The sequence below is a fragment of the Kribbella sp. genome, assembly GCF_035687465.1.
In the GTDB taxonomy this organism is placed as follows: Bacteria; Actinomycetota; Actinomycetes; order Propionibacteriales; family Kribbellaceae; genus Kribbella.
Genome location: NZ_DASRXP010000110.1, coordinates 1 through 10,381, shown reverse-complemented (window position 1 = coordinate 10,381; position 10,381 = coordinate 1). Strand labels below are relative to the sequence as shown.

The window sequence follows — 10,381 nt, the reverse complement described above, 5'->3', positions numbered from 1 at the left end:
GGCACCAACGAGAACACCAACGGCCTCCTGCGCCAGTACTTCCCCAAAGGCACCGACCTGTCTGGCTACCACCCCGACTACCTCGACTACGTCGCCGCCCAACTCAACAACCGACCCCGCAAACGCCACCACTGGCGCACCGCCGCCGAACGCCTCGACCAGCTACTCTCAGAACCCTTCACCCCACCCACTGGTGCACTCACCGCCTGAATCCGCCGTGACCCTCGGCAACCCCCCAGGGTGAAAAGGGGGCGAATGATCAGGTGGGTTCAAGCTGCTCGGTTGTGCTCACACCGAATCCGGTAAAAACACGCTGACATCAGATGACTTGGCGGCCGATCGGCGCTACCGTCGAAAAGTTGCGCTCACGCAGGTCGAGGTGCTCTGAGGTCTCCCGAAGGTCACGCGTGCATTACTTGCTTGCGTTTTGTTCAAGACAACGTTGACATGCGCAGTTTCGACCAAGCAACATAAGCGACTGATCCGCTCAGCGCGGCCATCCGCCCAGGGAAGTTGGTTCGACGTGCGACGACGTGTGACTGGACTTGTGGGGGTGACGCTGGGGCTGGCCCTGGTGCTCAGCGCCTGTGGTGACGGCAACGGCGACAGCGGCGGCAGCAGTGCCGGTGCCAAGAGCGTGGTGATCGCGATCACGGCGGACCCGCTGAACTACATCAACCCGCTGAACGAGAACGGCAGCCCCGGCATCCAGGTGGCGCAGGCGATGTACGCCCCGCTCGTCACCACGGACCCGAACACCGGCAAGACCGTCAACGTGATGGCCGACTCCGTCACGCCGGACAAGACCAGCCAGACCTGGACGATCAAGCTGAAGGCCGGCAACACCTTCCAGAACGGCCAGCCGCTGACCGCGAAGGACTACGTCGACAGCTGGAACCTGACCGCGCAGGGCTCGACCGCGTGGAAGAACAACGGCTTCTTCTCCAAGGTCGAGGGCTACGGGGCGCTGAACCCGGAGACCCCGGACGGCGCCACGCCCAAGCCGACCGCGGTGAAGGCGCTGAGCGGCCTGAAGCTGATCGACGACCTGACCTTCTCGATCAAGCTGAAGGTGCCGTTCTCCCAGTTCGGGCTGACCCTGCAGTACCTCGGCCTGGCCCCGCTGCCGGAGGAGGTCCGCAAGGACCCCGACTCCTACAAGCGCAAGCCGATCGGCAACGGCGCGTTCAAGCTGGACGGTGACTGGGCCCCGGGGACCGACATCAAGCTGGTGAAGTGGGACGGCTACAAGGGGCCGAACGCACCGGCGGCGGACGCCATCACCTACCGGTTCATCCCGAACGGCGACACGGCGTACAACGAGTTCCTGGCCGGCACGGTGGACTTCGTCGACGTACCGTCGTCCAAGATCAAGACCTTCAAGACGGACGCACCGGACGGCTGGGTCACCGCCACCAGCTCCGGCGCCAACTACCTCACCTTCCCTGCCTGGGACCAGCGGTACAAGAACCCCAAGCTGCGGCACGCGTTCTCGATGGCGATCGACCGGAAGGCCTTCGCCGACCTGGTAGGCCTGGCCACGCCGTCCAGCGGACTGATCTCGCCGGACATCGACGGCTACCGCTCCGATGCCTGCAAGTACTGCGGTTTCGACGTGACCAAGGCCAAGCAGTTGCTGGCCGAGGCAGGCGGGTTCTCGGGGCCGGTGAACATCAACTACAACACCTCCAAGGACACCGGCCAGCTCTTCGCCGAGGCGCTCGGCAACATGCTCCGGCAGAACCTCGGCCTCGAGGTGAAGTACACCGGCAAGCAGGCCTCCGAGATCACCGAGCTGGCCGACACCCGCAAGCTGGACGGGCTGCGACTCAGCGGCTGGGGCCACGACTACCCGTCGATCGAGGACTACCTGACCCCGATGTTCAAGTCATCCGGTGACGCGAACTTCGCCGGCTACAACAACCCCGCGCTGGACAAGATCCTGGCCGAGGGCGACGCCCAGCCGGACCCGGAGCAGGCGATCAAGCTCTACCAGCAGGCCGAGGACATCGCGCTCGAAGACCTGCCGCTGATCCCGTTGTATGCCAAGCAGAATGCCTATCTGCACTCGGCGAAGATCGATCCGCGGGAGTCCAAGTACACCGGCGTGCAGGCCCTCTACTCCACGTTCCAGTGACCCGGTTCGTACTCCGCCGCGCCCTGGCGGCCGTCCCGATCGGGTTGATCGTCACGCTGGGGGTCTTCGCGCTCGTTTTCGCGATGCCCGGAGACCCCCTGCGGGAACTGGCCGGTGACAAGCCGATCCCGGCCGCGGTGATGGCCGCCAAGCGGGCCCAGTTCCACCTCGACGATCCCTTCATCGTCCAGTACCTGCTGTCGATGAAGGACATCTTCACCGGCAATTTCGGTACGACGTTCGCCGGCGCCGAGATCGCGGATCAGCTGAGACTCCGGATCCCGGTGACGCTGAAGCTGGCCACGTTGGGCCTGGTGTTCCAGTGGGTCGCCGGGCTCCTGTTCGGCCTGTACGCCGGCTTCCGCCGCAACGGCATGGTGGACCGGCTGCTCCTACTGTCCACATTGGTCGTGCTGGCGGTACCGAGTCTGGTCCTGTACTTCGCGGCGCAGTACGTGCTCGGCGTGGAACTCAAATGGCTGCCGGTGTCCGGGGTCGCCGACGGCTATCCACTGTCCTACCTGATGCCCGCACTGTGTATCGGGATCATGGGCTTCGCCGGCCTCGCCCGCCTCACCCGGACGTCGATCGTCGAGACGGCGAACGCTGACTTCGTCAAGACGGCCCGGGCCAAGGGCCTCGGCGAGCAACGGATCCTCTGGGGTCACGTGTTGCCGAACGCCTTGCTGCCGATGGTGACCTTCATGGGCATCGACGTTGGCGGCATCTTCGCCGGCGCGATCCTTGCCGAAAGCATCTTCAACCTGCCCGGGCTGGGGCAGTTCATGTTCCAGGCCATCAAGCTGAAGGAGGGCGGTGTGGTGGTGTTGCTGTCCACCCTGGCGTTCGTCTCGTTCATCCTGATCAACCTGCTGGTCGACATCGTCTACGGCGCGATCGATCCGAGGGTGCGCAATGTCTGAGGCACAGCAGGTCTTCGGGGCCGAGACCCACGATCTCGACGGCAGGACGCTGTCGAACCGCGAACTGCTGAAGGCGCTACTGCGCAAACCGCAGTTCGACGTGTGCCTGCTGCTCGTGCTGACCTTCTTCCTGATGGCCGCGGCGCCGCGGATCTTCACCTCGGTCGATCCGCGGTTCTGTCAGCTGACCAACTCGCAGCACGGTCGCGAGCCCGGGCACCCGTTCGGGTTCGACATCCAGGGGTGCGACTACTTCGCCAACGTCATCTACGGCGCCCGGCCGTCGGTGTTGGTGAGCGTGATCGCCAGTGTCGGCGGGTTCGCCATCGCGGCCATCCTCGGACTGCTGGCCGGCTACTTCCCGGGCTTCGTGGACAACCTGATCTCCCGTACTGCGGACGTGTTGTTCTCGCTGCCCGGGTTGATCGCCCTGATCGTGATCCTGAACTCCGTACCGAACCGCAGTATCTGGATCATCGTCGGTGTCATCCTGCTGACCTGGTGGCCGCTGGGAATGCGGCTGATGCGCTCGACGGTGTTCTCGGTGCGCAACCGCGAGTTCGTCCTCGCCGCCCGGTCGATCGGGGTTCCACCGCTGCGGATCCTGCGCAAACACGTGTTCCCGAACGCGATGGCGCCGCTGCTGGCCAACACCACGCTCGGCATCGGCGGATTGATCGGGATGGAGGCGGTGCTGACCTTCCTCGGGGTCGGGTTGCAACCACCGTCCATCTCGTGGGGAAGCCAGTTCGGTGCCGCCGCGGCGTACCGGGACTCGCCTCATCTGTTCCTCTGGCCGGCGCTGTTCATCTCGACGATGACGATCTCCTTCATGATCATCGGCGACTCGATCCGTGACGCCCTCGACCCGAAGTTGCTGAAATGACGACCGGTGAAGTGCTGCTGAAGGTGGACAACCTCAGCGTCGAGTTCGACACCCCGCGCGGTCCTGTCCGCGCGGTCGACTCAGTGTCCTGGCAGGTCCGGGCCGGCGAGACGCTCGCGATCCTGGGGGAGTCGGGCTCCGGCAAGAGCGTGTCCACCCAGGCGCTGACCGGGATCCTGGAGATGCCGCCGGGCCGGATCGTCTCCGGTACGGCGTCCTATCGTGGCGACGACCTGATCTCCATGTCGGTGAAGGAACGCCGCAAGATCGTCGGCGACCGGATCACCATGGTCTTCCAGGACTCGCTGTCGGCGCTGAACCCGGTCCAGTCGGTCGGCAAGCAGATCGCCGAGTGCTTCCGGGTCCACCGCGGTCTGTCGAAGTCCGACGCGATGAAGCGGGCCGCGGAGATGCTCGACCGGGTCCGGATCCCGGCTGCCGCCAAGCGGGTGAACGACTATCCGCATGAGTTCTCCGGCGGGATGCGGCAGCGGGTGATGCTGGCGATGGCGCTCGCGCTCGATCCCGACGTACTGATCGCGGACGAGCCGACGACCGCGCTGGACGTGACCGTTCAGGCACAGATCCTGGAGCTGATCGAGGATCTGCAGGCTGAGCGGGACATGGGCGTCGTACTGATCACCCACGACCTCGGCGTGGTCGCGGACGTCGCCGACAACGTGGTCGTGATGTACGCCGGGCACGTGGTGGAGCGGTCTTCCACGGCCGAGGCACTGGAGTATCCCGTGCACCCTTACACCGAAGGGTTGCTGGGCTCGATGCCGTCGGCGGATCTGAAGGGCCAGGAGTTGCCGAAGATCCCCGGTACGCCGCCGTCGTTGCGGGCGATCCCGTCGGGTTGCGCGTTCCGGACCCGGTGCCCGATAGCCGTCGAGGAATGCGCCCACGAGGTACCGCCGCTGCTGACCGTCGCACCCGGGCGGGACGCGGCCTGCATCCGGCGGACCACGATCTCTGCGAAGGAGGCGGTCTGATGGCCGAAGAGTTGCTCGTGGCAACGAATCTGGTGAAGCACTACGACATCAGCCCGGCCTTCTCGTTCGGCTCGAAGGTCGTGGTCCGGGCAGTCGACGGGGTCGATCTCGTGCTGCGCAAGGGCGAATCGCTGGGCATCGTCGGCGAATCCGGTTGCGGCAAATCCACCCTGGTCCGGCTGCTCGCCGCGCTGGAGAAGCCGACGTCCGGCGAGCTCCAGTACGGCGGAGTCGACGTCAGCAGGTTGCGCGCCAAGGAGTTGCGCAGGTGGCGCCGCAACGTCCAGGTGGTCTTCCAGGACCCGTACTCGAGCCTCAACCCGCGGATGCGCGTGGGGGAGATCATCGCGGAACCGCTGGAGGTGCATCCCGATGTCTCGCGCGGCCTGGACATCCGCAAGCGCGTCCGCGAACTGCTGGAACTCGTCGGGCTGCGGGCCGAGGACGAGACGCGCTTTCCCCACCAGTTCTCCGGCGGTCAGCGCCAGCGCATCGGCATCGCCCGCGCGATCGCGCTGAACCCGGATGTGTTGTTGTGCGACGAGCCGGTCTCGGCGCTCGACCTCTCGGTCCAGGCCCAGGTGGTCAACCTGCTGATGCGACTGCAACGCGAACTCGGCCTGAGCATCATCTTCGTCGCCCACGACCTGTCGGTGGTCCGTCATGTGTCGGACCGGGTTGCCGTGATGTACCTCGGTCGCGTCGCGGAACTCGGCGAACACCAGCAGGTCTACGACATCCCCGCCCACCCGTACACCCAGGCTCTCCTCTCCGCCGAGCCTGGTCTGGCGCGCCAGGGCCGGCGGCGGATCGTCCTCGCGGGCGACCCGCCTTCCCCGGTCATGCCGCCCTCAGGTTGTCGGTTCCACACCCGCTGCCTGAGAGCCGAGGCCCGCTGCAGCACCGAAGTACCAGAACTGCGAGTGATCCCCTCCGGCCAACAGGTCTCCTGCCACTACGCCGAAGAAGCCCAAACCGACTACAAAGCCTTCGTGCCAAGCTGATCCGCATGCAGATCGAACCACGGCCCCACGACGATCCCGGGCTGAGCTTCCTGCTGGATCTTGCGTTGAAGGAACTCTTCGTCCGTTATCCCGACAGTTCGTCCACCCACTACCTCGATCCGGCGACATCGTTCCTGGTGGCGGTGAGTGCGAACGACGCTGTCGGGTGCATCGGGCTGATGCCGGCGGTCGATGGAGTCGGTGAGATCAAACGGATGTTCGTGCGTTCAGACCAGCGTGGACGAGGGCTTGCCCGGCTGTTGGTCCCCGTCCTCGAACAGAACGCCGCAGCTCGTGGCGACCACACTGTCCGCCTCGCCACCGGCCAACGCCAACCCGAAGCAGTCGCGCTCTACGAGTCCCTCGGCTATTCGCGGACCGGCCCGTACGGCAAGTACCTCCACGACCCCCTCGCCCTCTGCTACACCAAACCACTGACATAACAGGCTGAATCGCCGATTCATAGGCATGCTCAGGTACGAGGGACTGTGGTCGGTGTCGGGAAGGACAGGAGATAGTGCCCGGACCGGGGCGATCGGCGCGGCATTCAGGCGGGACGCGACGGCCGGGAGTGCCGATGGAGTGACTACCTCCTGTCCTTCCCGACACCGGACACCGGCATCTGACGCTTGGCCGCGGTGAAGGGTCAGGGTGCTGTGCCGCGGTTCAGGCCGAGGCTGGCGATGAGGTCTTCGTGGAGTTCGAACCAGACGCGGTGGCAGGAGTCGATGTCGGTGCGGTCGACCCATCCCGCCTCGCCCGCTCGGGCGCGGTGCAAGGCCGTGGTGAATCGGGTGTCGTAGCCACCGAAACGAGTGAGGATGCCGCCGAGGCGTTCGGCGAGCGGGGCGAGCGCCTCGTCGATGGCCGTGAGCTCGTCGAGGACGCCGCCGTCCCAGACAGGATCGGAGTGATCGTTGGTGGCGAGCCGGCTCCCGGGAACAGGTCGGAGCTGCCAATCGGTACAGGCTCGCTGGAGGCGGGTGTTCAGCGGGAGGAAGTCGCGGTAGATGTCGCGGGCTTGATCCGCGCCGCCGGCGGAGTCGAGCTCGGCCGCGAGCAGGCGTTCGTTCTCCGCGCGGCCGGACTCGGTCAGGGACCAGCCTTCGAGGTCGGCGAAGGCGGCGTACGTCACCCAGCCGCGCGCCTCGGCGTCACCGAGCAGCTGAGCGGTCTCGGCCGGTTCGAGCCCGAACCGGCGGGCGAGCACAGGGGGCGCCGCGAACCCGACGATGCGGACGGCGTGGAGGACCAGCAGCTCGGAGGACGAGTCCTGGGTCATGAGTCAGTTTCCTGCCTGGCGGTGAGCCGGTTGAAGTGCTGCTGGCAAGCCTGTGGGGAGTTGAATCCCATCGCCTCCGCGATCTGCGCCCAGGTCAGGCCGGCACCGCGCGCGGTGAACAGCAGACCCGTTTCGAGTCCTTCGACCTCGGCCCGCGCGGCGGCCAGGAGCGCGAGCGCACTGAGGACACCCTCGGGATCCAGAGCGCCGGAGCGCCAGAGCGCGAAGTGAGCGAGGTCGACCGCCGACGGCGGGACGGGCGCCGGCCGCCAAGGTCGGGCGTCGAGCTCGTCGGCCCCGAGCGAGAGGAGGTGCTCACGTGCGTCCTGCTCGCGGCGCGCTTGGGCGTGATCCGCGTTCTCTGCCTCGTCCTTGCCTTGCACCCGAGCCATCCTGCAGAATCAACAGAACGTTGTCAACATTTTGTTGAAAGGCTGGGATGATCGTTCCCCTCAGGGACGCCGCTGTGAACACCTGCGGCGGCAAGGCCGGTGCGCTCGGTGCGCTGCTCCGTACAGGCTTACCGGTGCCCGACGGCTTCGTCATCCCGTTCGACGCCTATCGACTCAATGTCCACGGTCCGGACCGGCTCCTGGAAGACCTCGCGCACGGGCTGGATGAGCTCGGCGATGTCCCGGTCGCGGTGCGGTCGTCGGCGGACAGCGAGGACACCGTTCACGCGTCGGGCGCAGGTCAGCACGAGAGCGTGCTCGCGGTACGTGGCGTCGCTGAGGTCGCCGACGCGGTGCGGACCTGTTGGGCCTCGCTGCACTCGTCACGTGCCATCAGCTACCGGGGCACCCACGGTGCGAGCGATCCGGTGATGGCCGTCCTGATTCATCGTCTCGTGGACGCCGAGGTCTCCGGCGTGATGTTCACTCCTGCTGAACCGGCGGGCAGTACCGAGATCGAGGCGTCCTGGGGCCTCGGCCCCAGCGTCGTCGGCGGAACGGTGACCCCTGACGCCTACCGCGTAGCTGCGGATGGTTCCGTCACCAGCACGATCTCGGACAAACGGACACGGCTCGACCGCGACGGCACCCGGCTCATCACCCGCGACGTGCCCGCCACCGATCGCGAGCGACCGACACTCCACGACGTGACCGTTGCTCGGCTCGCGCAGCTCGGTCAGGAGGTAGCGGCCGTGCTCGGCGGGCCGCAAGACATCGAGTGGGCGATCACCGGCGACCGCAATTGGGTTCTGCAAGCCCGGCCGATCACCGTCGCACCCCCGCAGGTACCTTCCGCGGTCGCCTCGCACGCCTCACTGACCGGAACACCGGCCAGCGCCGGAACAGTCACCGGAACCGCGCGGATGGTCCGCGGTCCCGACGACTTCTCGCGCGTGCAACCTGGCGACATCCTGGTCTGTCCGTACACCGATCCGGCCTGGACGCCCTTGCTGCGCATCGCTGCCGGGGTCGTCACCGAAACCGGAGGGGTCCTCGCCCACGCGGCGATCGTCGCACGCGAGCTACGGATCCCCGCCGTCGTCGGGATCCCGGGCGCCACCACAACGCTGAACGACGGCGACACCATCACCCTTGACGGTGCCGCCGGCACCGTCACCACGCCAGATCGGAGCATCGACACCTGATGGCAACCCGCCACCTCTACATCGCGCGCCACGGCTACGCCGACGCGTTCGGTGAACTCACCGACATCGGACGACGGCAAGCCGCTCTGCTGGGTGAGCGCCTCGCACGACTCCCGATCGACGCGGTCTGGCATTCCCCGCTCCCGCGCGCCGCCGCCAGCGCCCACGAACTCGTCCAAGAGTTGCCGGCCACCACGCCTGTCGCAGCGGCCGCCGAACTCATCGACCACGTCCCCTATGTGCCCGCCCCGGCTGAGACGCCCCCTGCGTGGATCCCGTTCTTCGACGGCTACGCCGAAGCCGAAGCCGAGGCCGGCCGCAAGCTCGCCGAGAGCCTGATCGCCCGCTTCGCGACCGCTCCCGATCCGTCCACCTCGCAGGGCGATACCCACGAGGTCCTCATCACCCACGCCTACCAGATCGCCTGGCTCGTCCGTCACGCCCTCGACGCTCCGCCGGCCCGATGGCTCGGCCTCAACAGCGCCAATTCGGCCCTCACCGTCATCGAGTACCGTCCCGGACTGCCGCCAGGGATCGTCATGTTCAACGAGCTGACCCACCTCCCCGCCGAGCTGCGCTGGACCGGATTCCCCACTACCACCCGGCCTTGATCCGGTCGGCTGAGCGGGAGTGACATCCTTGGGCGGTCGGGTCGGTTCGAGGAAGGGTGCGGATGATCAAGGTCGGGGTGCTGGGGGCCAAGGGCAAGATGGGGGCTCAGACGTGTCTGGCGGTCGAGGGCGCGGACGGGCTCGAGTTGGTGGCCCGGCTCGATCAGGAGGATGACCTCGAGGAGCTGGCCAAGGCCGGTGCCGAGGTCGTCGTCGACTTCACCCGGCCCGAGGTCGTGATGGACAACCTGCAGTGGTGCATCGGGCACGGCATCAATGCCGTGGTCGGGACCACCGGGTTCGACGACGAGCGGCTCGCGACCCTGCGCACGCAACTCGACGCCAACCCCGGGACCGGCGTACTGATCGCCGCCAACTTCTCCATCGGCGCGGTACTGATGATGCAGTTCGCCGCCAAGGCCGCCAAGTACTACGAGTCCGTCGAGATCATCGAGTTGCACCACCCCGACAAGGTCGACGCCCCCTCCGGGACTGCGCGTCGCACGGCCGAGCTGATCGCCGCCGCCAGGCGCGAGGCGAAGTCCGCGCCCATCCCGGACGCGACCAGCACGGGCCTCGAATGCGCGCGCGGTGCCGACGTCGACGGGATTCGCGTGCACGGCGTCCGGTTGCGCGGCCTGGTCGCTCACCAGGAGGTGCTCTTCGGCGACGTCGGCGAGACGCTGACGATCCGGCACGACTCGATGCACCGCGAGTCCTTCATGGCAGGCGTCCTGCTCGGCGTCCGCAGGATCGTCGACACCCCGGGCCTGACCGTGGGCCTTGAGAACTTCCTCGATCTCGAGTGACATGACAGCCAAGAAGGCGGCGATCGTGATCGCGGTCGTCTTCATCGTGTACGCCGTGCTGCTGGGCTGGCGTGGTGTCCTCCTGATCGGCACCGGTGATCCCGTCGCAATCGTCCTCGGCATCGCCATCCTGGTGA

At 66.9% G+C, this 10,381-nt stretch carries 12 protein-coding genes; 10 read left to right on the top strand and 2 right to left on the bottom strand.

Annotated features, from left to right (window positions below; translation table 11 throughout):
* The 7 genes from VFG33_RS05535 to VFG33_RS05505 all read left to right on the top strand — a co-directional run.
* Positions 1 to 210 (top strand): transposase (locus VFG33_RS05535; protein ID WP_414672925.1); only part of this gene is annotated, 210 nt, incomplete at its 5' end.
* 325 nt (positions 211 to 535) lie between these two features.
* Complete coding sequence (locus VFG33_RS05530; RefSeq protein WP_325023077.1) at positions 536 to 2,137, top strand: peptide ABC transporter substrate-binding protein; 1,602 nt, start codon at positions 536 to 538, stop codon at positions 2,135 to 2,137.
* The gene (locus VFG33_RS05525; protein WP_325023075.1) at positions 2,134 to 3,060 is read left to right on the top strand and encodes an ABC transporter permease; all 927 of its coding nucleotides are present in this window, start codon (positions 2,134 to 2,136) and stop codon (positions 3,058 to 3,060) included. The genes VFG33_RS05530 and VFG33_RS05525 overlap by 4 nt, the downstream gene beginning before the upstream one ends.
* Positions 3,053 to 3,946 carry an ABC transporter permease gene (locus VFG33_RS05520; RefSeq protein WP_325023073.1) on the top strand — a complete coding sequence of 298 codons (894 nt, stop codon included), beginning with the start codon at positions 3,053 to 3,055 and terminating at the stop codon, positions 3,944 to 3,946. Before VFG33_RS05525 ends, VFG33_RS05520 begins: the two co-directional genes overlap by 8 nt.
* Positions 3,943 to 4,941: an ABC transporter ATP-binding protein gene (locus VFG33_RS05515; protein ID WP_325023071.1), complete on the top strand. Its 999-nt coding sequence runs from the start codon at positions 3,943 to 3,945 to the stop codon at positions 4,939 to 4,941. Before VFG33_RS05520 ends, VFG33_RS05515 begins: the two co-directional genes overlap by 4 nt.
* Positions 4,941 to 5,945, top strand: a complete 1,005-nt coding sequence (locus tag VFG33_RS05510) for an ABC transporter ATP-binding protein (protein ID WP_325023069.1) — start codon at positions 4,941 to 4,943, stop codon at positions 5,943 to 5,945. Before VFG33_RS05515 ends, VFG33_RS05510 begins: the two co-directional genes overlap by 1 nt.
* A gap of 5 nt (positions 5,946 to 5,950) precedes the next feature.
* Complete coding sequence (locus VFG33_RS05505; RefSeq protein ID WP_325023067.1) at positions 5,951 to 6,388, top strand: GNAT family N-acetyltransferase; 438 nt, start codon at positions 5,951 to 5,953, stop codon at positions 6,386 to 6,388.
* Positions 6,389 to 6,591: 203 nt separating this feature from the next.
* On the opposite strand, the gene VFG33_RS05500 is transcribed toward VFG33_RS05505, so the two are convergent.
* Both VFG33_RS05500 and VFG33_RS05495 read right to left on the bottom strand, forming a co-directional pair.
* Positions 6,592 to 7,227, bottom strand: a complete 636-nt coding sequence (locus VFG33_RS05500) for a transcriptional regulator (protein WP_325023066.1) — start codon at positions 7,225 to 7,227, stop codon at positions 6,592 to 6,594.
* Positions 7,224 to 7,619: a hypothetical protein gene (locus VFG33_RS05495; protein ID WP_325023064.1), complete on the bottom strand. Its 396-nt coding sequence runs from the start codon at positions 7,617 to 7,619 to the stop codon at positions 7,224 to 7,226. The genes VFG33_RS05500 and VFG33_RS05495 overlap by 4 nt, the downstream gene beginning before the upstream one ends.
* Before the next feature lie 47 nt (positions 7,620 to 7,666).
* Between VFG33_RS05495 and VFG33_RS05490 the strand changes: the two genes are divergently transcribed.
* The 3 genes from VFG33_RS05490 to dapB all read left to right on the top strand — a co-directional run bounded on the left by VFG33_RS05490 (position 7,667) and on the right by dapB (position 10,244).
* Positions 7,667 to 8,824 (top strand): PEP/pyruvate-binding domain-containing protein, encoded by a 1,158-nt coding sequence (locus tag VFG33_RS05490; RefSeq protein ID WP_325023062.1) that lies wholly within the window; start codon positions 7,667 to 7,669, stop codon positions 8,822 to 8,824.
* Positions 8,824 to 9,435 (top strand): histidine phosphatase family protein, encoded by a 612-nt coding sequence (locus tag VFG33_RS05485; RefSeq protein WP_325023060.1) that lies wholly within the window; start codon positions 8,824 to 8,826, stop codon positions 9,433 to 9,435. The genes VFG33_RS05490 and VFG33_RS05485 overlap by 1 nt, the downstream gene beginning before the upstream one ends.
* A 62-nt stretch (positions 9,436 to 9,497) precedes the next feature.
* Positions 9,498 to 10,244 carry a 4-hydroxy-tetrahydrodipicolinate reductase gene (gene dapB / locus VFG33_RS05480; RefSeq protein WP_325023058.1) on the top strand — a complete coding sequence of 249 codons (747 nt, stop codon included), beginning with the start codon at positions 9,498 to 9,500 and terminating at the stop codon, positions 10,242 to 10,244.
* Positions 10,245 to 10,381 lie beyond the last annotated feature (137 nt).

Bases quoted from the DNA above. Each gene is read 5' to 3' on its own strand.
- VFG33_RS05515 (WP_325023071.1), top strand. From the start codon at position 3,943: ATGACGACCGGTGAAGTGCTGCTGAAGGTGGACAACCTCAGCGTCGAG.
- dapB (WP_325023058.1), top strand. From the start codon at position 9,498: ATGATCAAGGTCGGGGTGCTGGGGGCCAAGGGCAAGATGGGGGCTCAG.
- VFG33_RS05485 (WP_325023060.1), top strand. From the start codon at position 8,824: ATGGCAACCCGCCACCTCTACATCGCGCGCCACGGCTACGCCGACGCG.
- VFG33_RS05505 (WP_325023067.1), top strand. From the start codon at position 5,951: ATGCAGATCGAACCACGGCCCCACGACGATCCCGGGCTGAGCTTCCTG.
- VFG33_RS05495 (WP_325023064.1), bottom strand. From the start codon at position 7,619: ATGGCTCGGGTGCAAGGCAAGGACGAGGCAGAGAACGCGGATCACGCC.
- VFG33_RS05500 (WP_325023066.1), bottom strand. From the start codon at position 7,227: ATGACCCAGGACTCGTCCTCCGAGCTGCTGGTCCTCCACGCCGTCCGC.
- VFG33_RS05520 (WP_325023073.1), top strand. From the start codon at position 3,053: ATGTCTGAGGCACAGCAGGTCTTCGGGGCCGAGACCCACGATCTCGAC.
- VFG33_RS05490 (WP_325023062.1), top strand. From the start codon at position 7,667: ATGATCGTTCCCCTCAGGGACGCCGCTGTGAACACCTGCGGCGGCAAG.
- VFG33_RS05510 (WP_325023069.1), top strand. From the start codon at position 4,941: ATGGCCGAAGAGTTGCTCGTGGCAACGAATCTGGTGAAGCACTACGAC.